This window comes from Bradyrhizobium sp. USDA 3650, assembly GCF_054057395.1.
In genome coordinates this window covers 6341452-6357648 of sequence record NZ_JBSRZG010000001.1, presented here as the reverse complement: position 1 = coordinate 6357648, position 16197 = coordinate 6341452, and the positions used below count along the sequence as shown (strand labels likewise).

The 16197-nt window shown below is 64.2% G+C and carries 14 protein-coding genes; 7 read left to right on the top strand and 7 right to left on the bottom strand.

Features of this window, described 5'->3' with window-relative positions; translation table 11 throughout:
- The first annotated feature begins 19 nt into the window (after nucleotides 1–19).
- On the top strand, nucleotides 20–3178 hold the full coding sequence (locus ACVIN2_RS29810; protein WP_456768317.1) for an efflux RND transporter permease subunit: 3159 nt from the start codon (nucleotides 20–22) through the stop codon (nucleotides 3176–3178).
- On the opposite strand, the gene ACVIN2_RS29805 is transcribed toward ACVIN2_RS29810, so the two are convergent.
- Entirely contained in the window at nucleotides 3175–5442 is a 2268-nt protein-coding gene (locus ACVIN2_RS29805) for a cation:proton antiporter domain-containing protein (protein ID WP_456768316.1), read from the bottom strand. The genes ACVIN2_RS29810 and ACVIN2_RS29805 overlap by 4 nt on opposite strands.
- Nucleotides 5443–5841: 399 nt before the next feature.
- Nucleotides 5842–7014 carry an MFS transporter gene (locus ACVIN2_RS29800; protein WP_456768315.1) on the bottom strand — a complete coding sequence of 391 codons (1173 nt, stop codon included), beginning with the start codon at nucleotides 7012–7014 and terminating at the stop codon, nucleotides 5842–5844.
- A 60-nt stretch (nucleotides 7015–7074) separates the two neighbouring features.
- Between ACVIN2_RS29800 and ACVIN2_RS29795 the strand changes: the two genes are divergently transcribed.
- The 3 genes from ACVIN2_RS29795 (at nucleotide 7075) to ACVIN2_RS29785 (ending at nucleotide 9911) form a co-directional block, all read left to right on the top strand.
- Entirely contained in the window at nucleotides 7075–7926 is an 852-nt protein-coding gene (locus ACVIN2_RS29795; RefSeq protein WP_456768314.1) for an AraC family transcriptional regulator, read from the top strand.
- A 178-nt stretch (nucleotides 7927–8104) separates the two neighbouring features.
- Entirely contained in the window at nucleotides 8105–9457 is a 1353-nt protein-coding gene (locus ACVIN2_RS29790; protein WP_456768313.1) for a malonyl-CoA decarboxylase, read from the top strand.
- Between the two features lie 25 nt (nucleotides 9458–9482).
- Complete coding sequence (locus ACVIN2_RS29785; protein ID WP_456768312.1) at nucleotides 9483–9911, top strand: hypothetical protein; 429 nt, start codon at nucleotides 9483–9485, stop codon at nucleotides 9909–9911.
- A gap of 155 nt (nucleotides 9912–10066) precedes the next feature.
- On the opposite strand, the gene tarD is transcribed toward ACVIN2_RS29785, so the two are convergent.
- The 5 genes from tarD to ACVIN2_RS29760 form a co-directional block, all read right to left on the bottom strand.
- The gene (tarD, locus tag ACVIN2_RS29780; protein WP_456768311.1) at nucleotides 10067–11236 is read right to left on the bottom strand and encodes a D(-)-tartrate dehydratase; all 1170 of its coding nucleotides are present in this window, start codon (nucleotides 11234–11236) and stop codon (nucleotides 10067–10069) included.
- Nucleotides 11237–11425: 189 nt separating this feature from the next.
- On the bottom strand, nucleotides 11426–11683 hold the full coding sequence (locus ACVIN2_RS29775) for a DUF3297 family protein (protein ID WP_007613756.1): 258 nt from the start codon (nucleotides 11681–11683) through the stop codon (nucleotides 11426–11428).
- Nucleotides 11680–12156: a glutathione peroxidase gene (locus ACVIN2_RS29770; RefSeq protein ID WP_456768310.1), complete on the bottom strand. Its 477-nt coding sequence runs from the start codon at nucleotides 12154–12156 to the stop codon at nucleotides 11680–11682. The genes ACVIN2_RS29775 and ACVIN2_RS29770 overlap by 4 nt, the downstream gene beginning before the upstream one ends.
- A gap of 2 nt (nucleotides 12157–12158) precedes the next feature.
- Nucleotides 12159–13559, bottom strand: coding sequence for an amidase family protein (locus ACVIN2_RS29765; protein ID WP_456768309.1), 1401 nt, complete (start codon nucleotides 13557–13559; stop codon nucleotides 12159–12161).
- Between the two features lie 207 nt (nucleotides 13560–13766).
- Nucleotides 13767–14024, bottom strand: coding sequence for a DUF6894 family protein (locus tag ACVIN2_RS29760; protein WP_007613759.1), 258 nt, complete (start codon nucleotides 14022–14024; stop codon nucleotides 13767–13769).
- A gap of 249 nt (nucleotides 14025–14273) precedes the next feature.
- Here ACVIN2_RS29760 and pqqA point away from each other — a divergent pair, with 249 nt between their 5' ends.
- The 3 genes from pqqA (at nucleotide 14274) to pqqC (ending at nucleotide 16189) form a co-directional block, all read left to right on the top strand.
- Nucleotides 14274–14354, top strand: a complete 81-nt coding sequence (pqqA, locus tag ACVIN2_RS29755) for a pyrroloquinoline quinone precursor peptide PqqA (protein ID WP_007595659.1) — start codon at nucleotides 14274–14276, stop codon at nucleotides 14352–14354.
- 117 nt (nucleotides 14355–14471) lie between these two features.
- Entirely contained in the window at nucleotides 14472–15401 is a 930-nt protein-coding gene (gene pqqB / locus ACVIN2_RS29750) for a pyrroloquinoline quinone biosynthesis protein PqqB (protein ID WP_456768308.1), read from the top strand.
- Complete coding sequence (gene pqqC, locus ACVIN2_RS29745; protein WP_456768307.1) at nucleotides 15398–16189, top strand: pyrroloquinoline-quinone synthase PqqC; 792 nt, start codon at nucleotides 15398–15400, stop codon at nucleotides 16187–16189. Before pqqB ends, pqqC begins: the two co-directional genes overlap by 4 nt.
- Nucleotides 16190–16197: the final 8 nt, after the last annotated feature.

Genomic DNA, 16197 nt, shown 5'->3' with positions numbered 1-16197 from the left:
GCAAGTAGGAGCGCCGGCTATGATCTCAAAGTTCTTCATCGAGCGGCCGGTCCTCTCGAACGTCATCGCACTGCTGATGATCCTGATCGGCGGCGTCGCGCTGTTCAACCTCGCGATCGCGCAATATCCCGACGTGGTGCCGCCGACGGTGCAGGTCACGACCCGCTATCCCGGCGCCAGCGCCAAGACTGTGATCGACACCGTGGCACTGCCGATCGAGCAGCAGGTCAACGGCGTCGAGGATATGCTCTACATGCAGTCCTACAGCGGTTCGGACGGCACCTATACGCTGACGGTGACGTTCAAGATCGGCACCGACCTCAACTTCGCGCAGGTGCTGGTGCAAAACCGCGTCTCCAGCGCGCTGTCGCAACTGCCCCAGTCGGTGCAGAACCAGGGCGTCACCGTGCAGAAGCGATCGACGTCGATCCTGCTGTTCGTGACGCTGACCTCGCCCGACAAGACCTTCGACAGCCTTTATTTGAGCAACTACGCCACCATCAACCTCCGCGACGAACTCTCGCGCCTGCCCGGCGTCGGCAACGTCACCGTGTTCGGCGCCGGTCAGTATTCGATGCGGGTGTGGCTCGATCCGAACAAGCTGCAGGTCCGTGGTTTGGTACCGCAAGACGTCATCCAGGCGATCCAGCAGCAGAGCCAGCAGGTCTCCGCCGGCCAGGTCGGCGCACCGCCGACACCGTCGGGACAGGCGTTTCAGTATACACTCAACGTCAACGGCAGACTCGACGACACCGCCGAGTTCGAGAACATCATCGTCAAATCGGGCACCAGCGGCGACGTCACGCGGGTGCGCGACGTCGGCTGGGTCGAATTGGGCGCGCAGACCTACAGCCAGATCTTCTCCCTGAACAAGCAGCCGGCCACCGGCATTGGCGTATTCCAGTCGCCCGGCGCCAATGCACTCCAGGTCGAGCAGGCGGTCGAGAAGAAGATGGCGGAGCTCGCGAAGGCCTTCCCGCAGGGCATGAAGTACGACACGCCGTTCGACACCACCAAATTCGTGCAGGCCTCGGTGCACGAGGTCTATATGACGCTGATCGAGGCCGGCCTCCTGGTGCTGGTCGTGATCCTGGTATTCCTGCAGGACTGGCGCGCGATGCTGGTGCCGGCGACGACCGTTCCCGTCACCATCATCGGCGCGTTCGCCGCGATGGCCGCGCTCGGTTTCACCATCAACATGTCGACCTTGTTCGCGATCGTGCTCGCGATCGGCATCGTCGTCGACGACGCCATCGTCGTGGTCGAAGGCGCGGCTCACAACATCGAGCAGGGCATGAACGGCCACGACGCCGCGATCAAGGCGATGGACCAGCTGTTCGCGCCGATCGTCGGCATCACGCTCGTGCTGATCTCCGTGTTCTTGCCAGCCTCGTTCCTCGCGGGCCTCACGGGCCGGATCTATTCGCAATTCGCACTGGTGATCGCGGCAACCGCGCTTCTGTCCGCCATCAACGCCGCGACGCTGAAGCCGACGCAATGTGCGCTCTGGCTGCGGCCGACCGTGCCGCCGGAGCAGCGCAACTTCTTCTACCGGGGTTTCAACGCGGTCTACAACCGTGTCGAGCGCGCCTACACAAGGCTGATCGGCGTGCTGTGCAGGAACAGCGGGATCTCAGTCGCGATCGCGCTGGTGCTGATCGTGATCGGCGGCTATGGACTGTCGCGGGTGCCGACCGGCTTCCTTCCGATCGAAGATCAGGGCTATCTGATCGCCGCCGTGCAGCTGCCCGACGGCGCCGCATTGGAGCGGACCCAGAAGGTGCTCGACAGAGCGAGCGAGCTCATCAAGGACACGCCGGGAGTCCAGCAGGTCATCACCATCGCCGGCATCTCCGCGCTCGACAACAGCGCCAGCCTTGCCAATGCCGGAGTCGCCTACATCATCCTGAAGGACTGGGACGCGCGCAAAGGACCAGGCGAGGATCTGCGCTCGCTGGTCTACGGGCTGAACGACAAGCTCGCGGTGATCATGGAGGCGCGCACGCTGGTGCTGCCGCCGCCGCCGATCCAGGGCATCGGCAACGCGGCCGGATTCTCGATGCAGGTCGAGCTGCGCGACGGCAACAGCGATTTCGCCAAGCTCCAAGCCATCACCGGCGCGATGGTCAGCAACGGCCAGAGCCAGAGCGCGCTGCAGCGCGTCCAGTCCTCGTTCCGCTCCTCGGTGCCGCAATTCAACGTCGAGATCGACCGCATCAAGACCCAGACCCTGCACGTCACGACGGACCAGGTGTTCGCGGCGCTGTCGACCTATCTCGGCTCGTCCTATGTCAACCAGTTCAACAAGTTCGGCCGCGTGTTCCAGGTCTACACCCAAGCCGATCCCGCCTTCCGCGTCACCGAGCGCGACATCGCCAACATGATGGTGCGCAACTCGAACGGCGACATGATCCCGATCGGAACGGTTGCCACGATTACGCCGGCCACCGGTCCCTCGCTGATCAGCCTGTACAATCTCTATCCGTCCTCGACCGTCATCGGCCTGCCGGCGCAGGGCTACTCCTCCGGCCAGTCGCTGAAGCTGATGGAGGAGATCGCGGACAAGACGCTGCCGCCGGGCACCGGCTTCGAATGGACCGCGATGTCCTATCAGGAGAAGGCCGTCTCCAACCAGATCTACTGGGTGTTCGGTCTGGCCATGCTGCTGGTCTATCTCGTGCTCGCCGGCCAGTACGAGAGCTGGTACGCACCGATCTCGGTGATCCTGGCGGTGCCGCTGTCGTTGCTCGGGCCCATGCTGATCCTCAACGCATTGAAGATCGACAACAACCTCTATTGCCAGATCGGCCTGATCCTCTTGATCGCGCTGTCGGCCAAGAACGCCATCCTGATCGTCGAGGTCGGGCTCGAGCTGCACGGCCGCGACGGCAAGCCGGTGCTGGAATCCGCCATCGAAGCCGCGCGCGCCCGCTTCCGCCCGATCCTGATGACGTCGTTCGCCTTCATCCTCGGTGTGGTGCCGCTGGTGATCGCGACCGGCGCCGGCGCCAGCGCGCGCAAGTCGATCGGCATCACCGTGTTCTCGGGCATGCTGGCCTCCACCTGCCTCGCGGTGCTGTTCGTGCCGGCGTTCTTCGTGGTGGTGCAGCGCTTCGAGAACTGGCGTGCGTCGAAAAGGACGCCGAAGGCGGTGGCAGTGGCCGAGGTGAAGTCCTAGGCCTTCTCCGAAGGGACCTGCCGCGCCTCGCCGCTCGAGACCAGCAGGACCGAGACTTTCGCCTGCCTGAGCACGGCGTCGGCGACGCCGCCGAAGGAGAGGTGATCGGCCTGGATGCGGTCGACGCCCATCACCACGAGATCGACGTCGGTGGTCTCGATCTCGCGCAGGATCGCCGCTTCGGGCGACCGGTTCGCGCGCAAGGTCGTGGTGATGTCGACCTCGTAGCGGGCGGCGAGATCGCTGGCGTCCTTCAGGATGCCAGCCTCGTGGCTCAGACCACGAGAGGCGCCGCGCTGCGCGCCCTTGTCGCGCGTCGTCGCGACATAGATCACCCGGAGCGAGCCTGATCCCGCCTGCGCCAGCGCGACCGCGACCTCGGCGCCGCGCTTGGAGACGCCGCTGCCGGAGACCGGAACGAGGATGTTGAGCGCCTCGGGCATCGGCTGCTTCAGGTGCTTGCCCTTGGCCGCCACGATCGCGAGCGGTCCTTCGAACTTCGCTGCGATGTCTTCGATCCGCCGATCGAAGCGATCCTTGGCGGCAGCAACCTTGTCGACGCCGATGACCAGAAGATCGAAGCCCTTGCGCGCTTCGTCGGCAATTGACTCGCCGAGCTCCGCACGCCTTGCCCGGGTGACGACATCGACGCTGCCGACATCGCCATCGCCCTGCGCCGACACGGTCTCGGCGGCCTTCTTCACCACGGTTTCGGGGCTTTCCTCTTCGTCGCGGCCCTTCTCCTGTTCCTTGGCGCGCTTGCCTACGTGCAGCACCGTGATCGGCAGGCCGCGCATGCCGGCGATCAGGCCGGCGATGTGGGCGGCGAAGGTGGCGTTGACGCTCTCGTCCACTGCCAGCAAGGGACGTTCGAGGTTGGCGACGAAGCCGCGCCTCTCGAACTCTTCGCGCTCCAGGCGCTCTTGCTCCTCCTTGTTCATCGGCAGCTTCGCCAGCGCCGCACGCAGCATCGGCGGCATCGCCATCGTGGTCACGATCGCCATGGTGACGATCATCGTGAACAGGTTCTGGCTGAGCACGCCGATCGAAAGACCGATGGTGGCGATGATCACCTCGGTCGAGCCGCGCGCGTTCATCCCGCTCGCGAGCGCCAGCGACTCCCGTGTGTGCAGTCCGCCCACGGTTCCGCCGACGAAAGCGCCGCCGAACTTGCCGACACTGGCGATCATGACCAGCAAGCCGGTGAGCATCAGCAGGTGGGGATCGCGGAGCACCGTGAGGTCGGCGCTTAGGCCGGCCAGACCGAAGAACACCGGCATGAAGAAGCTGGATATCAACCCGCGCAGACGCTCGTCGATCTGCCGCGTCAGGATCGGGGACTCGCCGACCAGGATGCCGGCGACGAAGGCGCCGAGCACGGTGTGGACGCCGATCAGATGCGTGATCAGCGCCATCGCACACATCATCAGCAAGATCACCGTGATGACCGGCGCGGTGCTGACGAGAGTGTCGTTGGCCCATCGAATGAGCTGGAACGCGAGGCGGCGGCCGATGGTGAAGCTGATGGCGAGGAAGGCCAGCGTGCCCAGCACGGCTTTCGCCACCGAGGCGATATCCAGCGTGCCGTGCGAGGCCAGGCTGAAGATGACGGCGATGATGATCCAGCCGATGGTGTCGTCGATGACGGCGGTGGCGACGATGATCTGGCCGACATTGCGGCGCATGAAATTCATCTCGCGCACGACCACCGCGACGATCTTCACCGAGGAGATCGACAGTGCCGTGCCCATGAACAGCGACGCCACCAGGCGGGCTTGCGGATTCGGCAACAGCGCATCCGGCAGGAACTCGCCGAGCGCAAAGCCGCAGGCGAAGGGCACGAGGATACCCGCGACCGAGATCGCGATCGCGGCCTTGCCGACCTTCCTGACCAGCTTGAGGTCGGTCTCCATGCCGGTCAGCAGCAACAGCAGCAGGATGCCGAACTGCGCGATGCCGTCGATCATCGCTTTCTGCTCGGGCGTCCTGGGGAAGATCGCGTGCTGTGCGTCAGGCCAGACCCAACCGAACAGCGAGGGACCGAGCAGGATGCCGGCGAGCAATTCGCCGATCACCGAGGGCTGGCCGAGGCGCTGCATGATCTCGCCGAGACCGCGGCCGACCGCGATCAACAGCACGATCTGCGCCACCAGCAGGAATTCCGAGGGACCGGCCGATTTGCCGCCCTCGGCACTGGCCGCAACGGTGGTGAGGACGAGAGCTGCGGCGACAAGGCCGACCGGTCGGAGCAGGCTCCACTGCATGCAGGAATTTTCCCCCTTCATCTGCCCCGGCGAGGTGCCGGGATGACGGGGATAGAACCCGCGGTGGGCTACAGGAGTTCCTTGAGTTCGCGGCCGGGTTAGGGAGGCAACACCAAAAGCGCGAAAACAACCCCATGCACAGTAGGGATGAGGTTGAAAAGGCTGGAGAAAAATTTTGTCTTTGCCGAAATCATATTTCGTCTTTGCCGAAACAGCTTGCTCCGTCGGGCAAAACACTGGCATGATGGCATCATCGGCAGACTAAGCGAGCCGCCGCCACCTCCCCGTCATTGCGAGTTTCTCCGTCATTGCGAGCGAAGCGAAGCAATCCAGAGTCCCTCCGCGGAGGCGGTCTGGATTGCTTCGTCGCTGCGCTCCTCGCAATGACGGGGAGAGAGACTAGACCGCCGCCGGTGTCCTGATCTCGCGCGGGAGAATGATCGCGGCTGCGATCGCGAGCAGGCAGAGGGCGGCGAAGGCATGCAGCATGGTGACGAAGCCGCCCTGCTCGTAGAGCCAGGCGACCAGGCCGACCGAGGCGCCGGCTGCGGTGAAGCCGATGAAATAGCGCACGGCATAGGCGCGCGAGCGCCATTCCTCGCTGGTGTATTTGCCAACCATGGCGTCGTTGACCGTGACCTGCCCGAACGCGCCCATGACGATGCCGATCGAAACCAAAATCAGCGGCAGATTGGACAGGCTCGCGGCCAGATACAGGAACGGTGCCAGCATGAAGGACAGCGGCAGCGCCACCGTCTTCAGCGAATAGCGGTCGAGCAGCCGGCCGATCGTGTATTGCGTCATCGCACCGAACACGTAGACACAGGCCGCGATGACACCGAGCAGCGCCGGGCTTTTGGTGAGATCGGCAAGCCGCTCCGCGAACAGCTTTGGCAGCGCGACGGTGACGGCATTGAAGGTCGTCGAGATCGCGATCACCACGATCAGCAGCGACAGGATCACGCGCCACATATCCTGCTTGGCGACCCGCGCTTGCGCTGCCGCCTGCTTCGAGCCCTTGCGATCCTCGTGCACGACCATCATCGCAAACGCGATGCCGATCAGAATGGTGACGATGCCCGGGACAATGAAGGCGAAGCGCCAGCCGAGATACTGGCCGATCACGCCGGTGACCAGCGCCGACGATGCGACGCCGAGATTGCCCCAGACGCCGTTGATGCCCATCTCGCGGCCGAGCCTGTCGGCGTAGGACACGATCATGGCAGTGCCGACGGGATGATAGATCGAGGCAAAAATGCCGATCGCGAACAGCGCCGCGCCGAGTTGGGCTGGGGTCTGCACGAAGCCGACCGAGATCATGGAGGCGCCGATGCCGACGAAGAAGATCAGCATCATGTGGCGGCGGCTCCAGCGGTCGCCGAGCCAGCCGGTGAGCAGCGAGCCCGCGCCGAAGGCGACGAAGCCCGGCGTCGCATAAGGCAGGAGTTCCGAATAGGCCATGCCGAGCGCCGGTCCCATGATGATCACCGCGGCGGCGAAAATCAGCATCGCGTAATGGTCGATGAAATGGCCCGCGTTGACGAAACTGATCACCCGGCTGGGGCTGTTCATTCCGAATCCTCTCCTGCTCCGAAATGAGTTATATGTCTTGGGCATGACGGGATGCCGCCAATGACTGTCGTCGAGACGCCAATCCTCCGGGCGGTCCGGAGCAACCATCGTTCGCCCGCGGGCGTGCATCTGGTCGCGCGCGACTACCCCAAGGGCATGCGGATCGCTCCGCATATGCACCGGGAGGCGCAGCTGATCTATGCCGCCAGGGGCACCATGCAGGTAACGACTCCCGGGGGACGCTGGCTGGTGCCGCCGGACCGCGCAGTCTGGGTCCCTGCCGGGCTCCAGCACGCCATCGATCTGCTCGCCGACATCGAGATGCGGACGCTCTATTTCGACTTGGCCTGGCTGAAGCGCGAGCAGCGCCATGAGGGACTGACCAGGGAATTCGTGGTGCGGGTGTCGCCGCTACTGAACCAGGCGATCCTCGCGCTGTTCGACGCGCGCAATACCGAGGAGCGGACCGATCTGCTGGTTCGCCTGGTGATGCTGGAATTGGTCCAGGCCGAGGATTCCGCAACCTTCGTGCCGCTGCCGCACGAGCCGCGCTGCCGGCGCGCGGCCATGATCGTGCTCGACGATCCCACCGGCCTGCACGACATCGACACACTGGCGCGCGAGGTCGGAACCTCCGCGCGCACGCTGTCGCGGCTGTTTTCGACAGAGACGCAGCTGAGCTTCAAGAGCTGGTGCCAGCGCGCAAGAATCGCGGCAGCGATCCAGCGGCTGTCGACCGATGCCAACGTGTCGGTGAAGCAGCTCGCGACCCAGCTCGGCTATGCCAGCGTGCCGGCGTTTTCGGCGGCGTTTCGCCAGGTGACGGGGCGGACGCCGACGGAGTTTGCCACACACTCAGTGTCATCGCCCGGCTTGACCGGGCGATCCAGTACTCCGAGGCGACGCGACTAGAACCGAAAAGCCGCGACGTACTGGATGCCCCGGTCAAGCCGGGGCATGACAGCTTTCTTTGGGCTTTCGAACGCACGCCCCCAGTAAACTTGCCAAAATCCCCCGCTTGATTGTGATCGGCTTCCGCCCAAATTCCGTGTAAGATTCCCGCACCGCACAAACTGACACGAAAGCCCCGATGGCCAACGCTTTCTTCTCCGACCTGCTCACCACCATCTCCGAGCGCGGCCGCACGCTGCTCCGGCGCGGGGATTCTGCCGACACCAAGCCGGACGCCGATGGGCTCATCGAGCTCTGCGGCGCGCTGCTGTCGGGTCGGGGCGAAGCTTCGGGCACCGCCATGGCGCGTGAGGTGCTCGATATCTACCAGGATTTGGATGCGGCGGGACGTCGCGCCTTTTTCGAAGCCCTGGTCCGCGATTTCGGCCCGGATCGGGAACGCCTGTCCAAGGCGATCGAGACATGGCGCGCCAAGCCGGCCGACGAGGATGCCAGCGCGCTTCATTTCGCCTCCGAGCCGCGCCGGCAGGAGCTGATCCGCCGCCTCAACCGCGCGCCCGGCGGCACGGGCGATCTCGTCAAGATGCGCGCCGACCTGCTCGACATGAGGAACGGGCACACCGATCTCGCCGCACTCGATCGCGACGTTTCGCATCTTCTCTCGTCATGGTTCAACAGGGGGTTTCTCGTGCTGCGCAGGATCGACTGGTCGACCCCGGCCAACATCCTCGAAAAGATCATCCGTTACGAGGCCGTGCACGAGATCAGCGACTGGGACGATCTGCGCCGCCGCATCGATCCGGTCGACCGCCGCTGCTACGCCTTCTTCCATCCCGCCATGGTGGACGAGCCGCTGATCTTCGTCGAGGTGGCGCTGACCGAGACGATCCCCGGCGCGATCGCGCCGCTGCTCGCCGTCGACCGCCCCTCCGTCCCGATCGATCGCGCCCGCACCGCCGTGTTCTACTCGATCTCCAACACCCAGCGCGGTCTGGGCGGCATCTCCTTCGGCAGCTTCCTGATCAAGCAGGTGGTGGAGGAACTGCGCCGCGAATTGCCCAAGCTCGACAATTTCGTGACGCTGTCGCCGGTGCCGGGCTTCATGCCATGGGTGAAGCAGGACAAGGATTTGCCGCTGTCGGACGAGGACCGGGAGATCCTGAAGCGGCTCGACGATCCCAAATGGTTCGAGAACCCCGAGACGACCACGCTGCTGCGTGGCGTGATCGAACCGCTCGCCACGCACTACTTCCTCAAGGCGCGCACGCCGAAAGGCAAGCTGATCGATTCCGTCGCGCGCTTCCATCTCGGCAACGGCGCCCGCCTCGAGCGCATCAACTGGTTAGGGGACCTCTCGCCGAAGGGCGTGCGCGAGTCCGCCGGCGTGATGGTCAATTACCTCTACCGCCTCGACGACATCGAGAAGAACCACGAAGCTTATGCGAATGACGGCGAGGTCGTGGCCTCGAGCGCCGTGAAGAAGCTCTTGAAGGGCGAAGGGCGGCGGCTGCTGGATATGCGGTTGTCGTAGGGGACGTCCGGGGCTTGGAATTGCAGTGAAGTGCTATAGCTTCGAAGAAACTCTCGTTATTCTCGGTGGGCTGGCAGTCGCGTTCATTGCGTACAAATTCTTCAAGATAGGATTACTTCCATCCGGTGTCCTTGGGCTATTGGCAGCAGCGACCATCGTCTACATCACATTTGTCGAGCTCACTTTCGACGGCACGACTCTCAGCCATCGCAGTCTCTACAAGGAAAACAGCTTCCCGATCGCATACGTTGAAACCGTGGGCATGAACACGTTCTGGAGCGGCCTTCCCGGGCACACCTTTATGTTCGTGCTCAGAAGTCCGCCGGCCTCTGTTAACGGTTATTTCCTGAGGACCGGACTCGTTTCATGGCCGAGCGCGACCCTCTGGGTCGCTGCCGTGAACTCAGCGAGCCTGAGAGCAAAAGAGACGCCGGCTCAAAAACCGACGCCGTAAACGGCTCGCCGAGACGATCAGCTCCCATTCGCAGAGCCCGTAGGGGCAGCGCCGCGAAACAATCCAGACCAAGCCCGCGGAGGGATCCTGGATTGCTTCGCTGCGCTCGCAATGACGGAGTGTGTGGCGCGGCCGTCGCGCCTAACATGCGCCTCCTACTCCGCCAGCGCCTTCATCTCCTTGTAGAGATCCGACTTGCCCTCAAAACCGATGCCGGGGAGATCGGGCATGGTGATGTGGCCGTTCTCGACGCGGACGCCGTCGGGGAAGCCACCGTAGGGCTGGAACAGATCGGGGTAGCTCTCGTTGCCGCCGAGGCCTAAGCCGGCTGCGATGTTGAGCGACATCTGGTGGCCACCGTGCGGGATGCAGCGGCTCGGCGACCAGCCATGAGTTTTCAGCACCTCGAGCGTGCGCTGATATTCGCACAGGCCGTAGGACAGCGCGCAGTCGAATTGCAGCCAGTCGCGGTCAGGCCGCATGCCGCCGTAGCGGATCAGATTGCGGGCGTCCTGGTGGCTGAACAGGTTTTCGCCCGTTGCCATCGGTCCCGGATAGAATTCGGCAAGCGCTGCCTGCAGCGCGTAGTCGAGGGGATCGCCGACCTCCTCGTACCAGAACAGCGGATAGTCGCGCAGCATTTTTGCGTAGGCGATCCCGGTCTCGAGATCGAAGCGGCCGTTGGCGTCGACGGCGAGCTGCGCGTCCTTGCCGATCTCCTTCAGCACCGCCTCGATGCGGGTGCGATCGTCCCCGATATCAGCGCCGCCGATCTTCATCTTCACGACGTTGTAGCCGCGATCGAGATAGCCGCGCATCTCGCCGCGCAGCATCGAGAGGTCCTTGCCGGGATAATAATAGCCGCCGGCGGCGTAGACGAACACGCGCGGATTGGCTTTGACGCCGTGACGCTCGGCCAGCAGCCGAAACAGAGGTTGGCCGGCGATCTTCGCTACCGCATCCCACACCGCCATGTCGATGGTGCCGACCGCGACGGAGCGCTCGCCGTGACCGCCCGGCTTCTCGTTGGTCATCATCGCGCCCCATACCTTGTCGGGGTCGAGATTGTCGCCGACCGCGTTCAGCAGCGATTTCGGATCGGCCTCCAGGATGCGCGCGGCAAAGCGCTCCCGGATCAGGCCGCCCTGCCCGTAGCGGCCGTTGGAGTTGAAGCCGTAGCCGACGACGCGCTTGCCGTCGCGCACGACGTCGGTGACGACGGCAACCAGGCTCGTCGTCATCTTGGTGAAATCGATATAGGCGTTGCGGATCGGCGAAGAGATCGGCTTCGTGATCTCGCGGACGTCGACGATGCGGACGGACATGGGGTTTTGGCCTTTCACTTTCGTCATTGCGAGCGTAGCGATCCGGCAGACCCTCACCCTGAGGAGCCTGCGAAGCAGGCGTCTCGAAGGGCGAGGCCACTGGCCGGGCCTTCATCCTTCGAGACGCGCGTTCCGCGCTCCTCAGGATGAGGGACTAAGAGTTGAGCTCGCTCCTCGCAGTGCCAGTACTTACTTCTTATCCCTGAAATACGGCTCGACCGGGCCGTGCACCTTGATGGTCAGCGGATTGCCGTGGCGGTCCTTGGCGTTGCCGGCGGTGACGCGAACCCAGCCTTCACTGATGCAGTATTCCTCGACATTGGTCTTCTCGACACCCTTGAAGCGGATGCCGACGTCGCGCGCCAGGATGTCTGCATTGTAAAAGGGGCTGTTCGGATCGACCGAGAGGCGGTCCGGAAATTCGTCGCTCATGATTGTCTCGCTCATAACAGGGTCTCGATTTGCTGCCGCAATCCTTCGGGCCGCGCGGTCGGCGCATAGCGCGAAACCACCTTGCCGGCGCGGTCCACCAGGAATTTGGTGAAATTCCATTTGATGGAGGCGCCCAGCAGGCCGGATTGCTGGCGTTTCAGGTACTCATACAACGGATGCGCGTTGCTGCCGTTGACGTCGATCTTCTCGAACAGGGGAAAGGTGACGTCGTAATTGGTCGAGCAGAACGCCTGGATCTCGCTCGCCGGTCCAGGCTCCTGCGCACCGAACTGGTTGCAGGGAAAGCCGAGCACCGAGAAGCCGCGCGGACTGAGGTCGCGATGCAGATCCTCCAGGCCGCGATATTGCGGCGTGAAGCCGCATTTGCTCGCGGTGTTGACGATCAGCAGCACCTGTCCCTCGAAGCTGCGCATCGGCACTTCTTCGCCGAGAAGCGAGTTGGCCTTGAAGTCGTAGATCACCGACATCGCTAACCCACGGGATCGATCGGCGACGGCGGCACGCCGCCCGCCTCGATCGCCTCGCCTGCGAGCAGGCAGAGATCCTCGCGATAGCGGCCGGACACGATGTGTACGCCGACCGGGGCCTTGCCGACGAGGCCGGTGGAGACCACGAGGCCCGGCAGGCCCATGAATGGAATGGCGATCTGCGGCAGCTGTGCTTCCCAGACGCGTTTGAAGGAAGACTCGTCCTTGCGGTCGAGATGATCGGGGAACGGCAATTCGCCGGAGACCGGCGTCAGCAGCACGGCATAGGTCTCGAAAAACAGCATCCAGTCGCGGGTCAGCGTGGCGCGGCGGGTCAATGCCTTGGCGTAATTGGCCTGGTCCATCGGCGTGACCCTGCCGCGGTTGCCGTTGAGGCACGCCAGCGCGCCGGGATCGCCCTCACGCTCGGCCATCTCGAGTTGCGCCTCATAGCCGTCGCCCAGCCACAGCTTGATCTGCCACTCGACCGCTTCGCGCATCGGCGGGGTGTTCTCGATTGTCTCGACGGTCCAGCCGGCACGCTCGAGCCGCTTGCCGGCGTCGATGACGGCGGCCTTCACCTCGGGCGCCGTCGCAAGGCCGTCCGGATTGAGACACAGCGCGGCGCGCTTGGGACGCGCCGGGCCTTCCAGCGGCGCCGGCACGAACCAGGGATCGCGGACATCGCGGGCCGACATCGCCGCGAGCGAAATCCTGATGTCGTTGACGGTGCGCGCCAGCGGCCCCGACACCGCCATGATCTGCGGCCCGATCGGGCGCTCCGGCAGGGCCGGATTGAAGGCCGGGATACGGCCGAGCGTCGGGCGCAGGCCATGCACGCCGCAGGCATAGGCGGGATAGCGGATCGAGCCCGCAATGTCGGTGCCATGGGCGATATGGCCGATGCCGGCCGCGACCGCCGAGCCGGCGCCGCCGGACGAGCCGCCCGGCGTCAGCGAGGCATCGCGCGGGTTCTTGGTGTCGCCGTGGACCAGATTGGTGGTGAACCAGCGATAGGAGAAGGCCGGGCAATTGGTGCGCCCCAGCAGAACGGCGCCGGCTTTGCGGAAATTGGCGACCACCGGATTGTCCTCGCGCGCGATCAGGTCGCGCTGGAGCTTGAGGCCGTTGGTGGTGGCAAAGCCCTCCTGATCGACATTGGCCTTGATGGTGACGGGCACGCCGGCGAGCGGGCCTGGGTCCTCGCCCCGCGCAATGGCGGCATCGACGGCGTCGGCCTGCTTGAGCACGTCCTCCGGGCGGTGGTCGATCACGGCGTTGAGGCTGGGATTGACGGCGTCGAGCCGGGCCAGGCCGGCCTGCGCGGCCTCCCTGGCGGAGACCTTCTTGGTTTTGACGAGGTTGGCGAGGTCGGCCGCCGACAGGCGCCAGAGATCTTGCATGGCTTGCTCCGTTTAACCGGCGTCTTTTAGCCCCGGGAACGCGGCAAAGCCATGCGGATTTCGCAGGGGCGAAGGGCGGGGGCTGCCGGGTGAGGCTCATTCTCCGTCATTTCGAGCGAAGCAAAGCAATCCAGATGGCCTCCGCGGAAGCAGCCTGGATTGCTTCGTCGCAAGGGCTCCTCGCAATGACGGGGAGAGAGTCGGGGGCTAGTGCCGCGTCGCGGATTGGTCCGGGATGTCCAGCAATGCCTCGGTGAAGGGGAATTCGAGCACGATCTCGCCTTCGCGGTCGGTGACCTCGATGACGGCCTCGAGCAGGGCCGGCTGGGTGCCTTCCGATCTCAGCACCTCCAGAATCATCTGGCGGGCAACCTCCCAGGCGCGGTCGGGATTGCGCAGATCCTCTCCCTCGGGATCCACGATCAGTTCGTCGCCGATACGGGTGTTGAAGAAATATCTGGGCATCACGAAGTTCCAGTTGGGTCGCCTGTACCGGATTGAAAGCTGCACCGCACTCACAACTGCTTTATCAGGACAGGGTTCGCGACCGAATGCGCCGGGCGCAAGGCAGCATCACCAGCAAGTATCGTTCCGGCAGCATTTTTCGCGCCGCAACATGGCTTTCTCGGGAAAATTTCACTGGCGAACTTTTCCACCCGCACTAACTTAAGGGTTGGGCGGATACGTCCGAATTCTCGAAAATGGAGAGCCGAAATGGCCTGGAAAGCCCCGAAGATCGTCGAAGTGCCCTGCGGCATGGAAATCAACATGTATGTGAGCGCCACCCGCAAGTAAGTGGCTGGCGATCTGCGTTCAGCGCAGGTGGGTCTTTCGGTCACGGCAGGTTTCCGAACGACGGAAACTGTGTTGGCCTGAGACCCACCTCGCAGCGTTCCCTCCAGGAGACGGATCATGCTTCGCGTCGTCGTCCTGGGCGCCGCAGCCGGCGGCGGAGTGCCGCAATGGAATTGCGGCTGCGAGGGCTGCCGGGCGGCCCGTGGAAACGGCCAAGAGCTGCAACGGACCCAAGCCTCGGTCGCCTTCAGTGGCGACGGCGAGCATTGGTTCTTGATCAACGCCTCCCCCGACCTGCGCCAGCAATTGAATGCCACGCCGCAGCTGCATCCGAAGGCAGGCGCGCTGCGCCATACGCCGATCGCAGGCGTAATCCTGACCAACAGCGAAGTGGACGCGGTGGCAGGCCTGCTGTCGATGCGCGAGGGCTCGCCCTTCACGGTCTATGCGCATGAGAAGGTGCTGGCGATCCTGAAGGCCAACAGCATCTTCAACGTGCTGAACGAGAAGAACGTGCAGCGCCAGCCGGTCGACATCAACGAGCCGTTCGAGCCGCGGCTGCCGGACGGGGCGCGCTCAGGACTTGAGGTGCTGCCCTTCGCGGTCTCGGGCAAATCGGCCTGGTATCTGGAAGGCAAGGCGCATCCGGGCGGCGACGCCGGCGAAGGCGATACGCTGGGGCTGAAGATCACCGACAAAGCGACCGGCAAATGCTTCTACTTCATCGCCGCCTGCGCCGAGGTCACCGACGCGCTCAAGGCCGAGATCGACGGCGCTGCGCTGGTGTTCTTCGACGGCACGGTGTGGCAGGACGATGAGATGATCAAGACTGGGCTTAGCCACAAGACCGGCAAGAGCATGGGCCATGTCGCGATGTCCGGCGACCACGGCGCCATCGCGCGGCTCGCCGACCTCACGCTCGACAGGAAGATATTTCTGCATATCAATAACTCGAACCCGGCGCTGCTGCCCGCTTCCCCCGAGCGCAAGGCCGCTGAAGCGGCGGGCTGGCAGATACCCGCCGACGGAACGGAGATCGTGCTGTGAATGCCGCGTCACTGACTGGAATGACCGCGCTCTCGGTCGGCAAGGACATCAGGCTCACGAGCGCCGAGGAGCTGGAGGCGGCGCTGCGCCATATCGGTGCGACGCGCTATCACAGCCTGCATCCGTTCCATAAGATGCTGCACGGCGGCAAGCTGAACAAGGGCCAGGTCCAGGCCTGGGCGCTGAATCGCTACTATTACCAGAGCACGATCCCGATCAAGGACGCGGTGGTGATCTCGCGCTTCCGCGACCGCGCCACGCGCGTGGAATGGCGCCACCGCATCGAGGATCATGACGGCGATATCGGCTCCGAAGGCGGGATCGAGCGCTGGCTGAAGCTGACCGACGGCCTCGGGCTGGACACGGCCTATGTGGAATCGACCGAGGGCATCCTGCCCGCGACGCGCTTTGCCGTAGAAGCCTATGTCCATTATTGCCGCGAAAAGTCGCCGCTGGAGGCGATCGCCTCCTCGCTCACCGAATTGTTCGCGCCGAACCTGCACGAAGAGCGCATTGCCGGCATGCTGGAGCACTATGACTTCGTCAATCCAGACATCATGAGCTACTTCAAGCGCCGGCTGGCGCAGGCACCGCGCGATGCCAATTTCGCACTCGACTACGTCAAGGCACATGCCACCACCCCCGAGCAACGCGCATCCGTCTGCAACGCGCTGATCTTCAAGACCAACGTGCTATGGGTGCAGCTCGACGCGCTCCAACACGCCTATGTCGAGGGCCACATTCCGCCGGGCGCGTTCGTGCCCCAAGAACACCAAAAAGCGAGCTGAGGAACAAG

Coding starts and splice junctions, on each gene's coding strand:
- ACVIN2_RS29770 (WP_456768310.1), bottom strand. CDS start 12,156: ATGTCGGTGATCTACGACTTCAAGGCCAACTCGCTTCTCGGCGAAGAA.
- ACVIN2_RS29795 (WP_456768314.1), top strand. CDS start 7,075: ATGACTGTCGTCGAGACGCCAATCCTCCGGGCGGTCCGGAGCAACCAT.
- ACVIN2_RS29765 (WP_456768309.1), bottom strand. CDS start 13,559: ATGCAAGATCTCTGGCGCCTGTCGGCGGCCGACCTCGCCAACCTCGTC.
- pqqA (WP_007595659.1), top strand. CDS start 14,274: ATGGCCTGGAAAGCCCCGAAGATCGTCGAAGTGCCCTGCGGCATGGAA.
- ACVIN2_RS29810 (WP_456768317.1), top strand. CDS start 20: ATGATCTCAAAGTTCTTCATCGAGCGGCCGGTCCTCTCGAACGTCATC.
- pqqB (WP_456768308.1), top strand. CDS start 14,472: ATGCTTCGCGTCGTCGTCCTGGGCGCCGCAGCCGGCGGCGGAGTGCCG.
- ACVIN2_RS29800 (WP_456768315.1), bottom strand. CDS start 7,014: ATGAACAGCCCCAGCCGGGTGATCAGTTTCGTCAACGCGGGCCATTTC.
- ACVIN2_RS29790 (WP_456768313.1), top strand. CDS start 8,105: ATGGCCAACGCTTTCTTCTCCGACCTGCTCACCACCATCTCCGAGCGC.
- tarD (WP_456768311.1), bottom strand. CDS start 11,236: ATGTCCGTCCGCATCGTCGACGTCCGCGAGATCACGAAGCCGATCTCT.
- ACVIN2_RS29760 (WP_007613759.1), bottom strand. CDS start 14,024: ATGCCCAGATATTTCTTCAACACCCGTATCGGCGACGAACTGATCGTG.
- ACVIN2_RS29775 (WP_007613756.1), bottom strand. CDS start 11,683: ATGAGCGAGACAATCATGAGCGACGAATTTCCGGACCGCCTCTCGGTC.
- ACVIN2_RS29805 (WP_456768316.1), bottom strand. CDS start 5,442: ATGCAGTGGAGCCTGCTCCGACCGGTCGGCCTTGTCGCCGCAGCTCTC.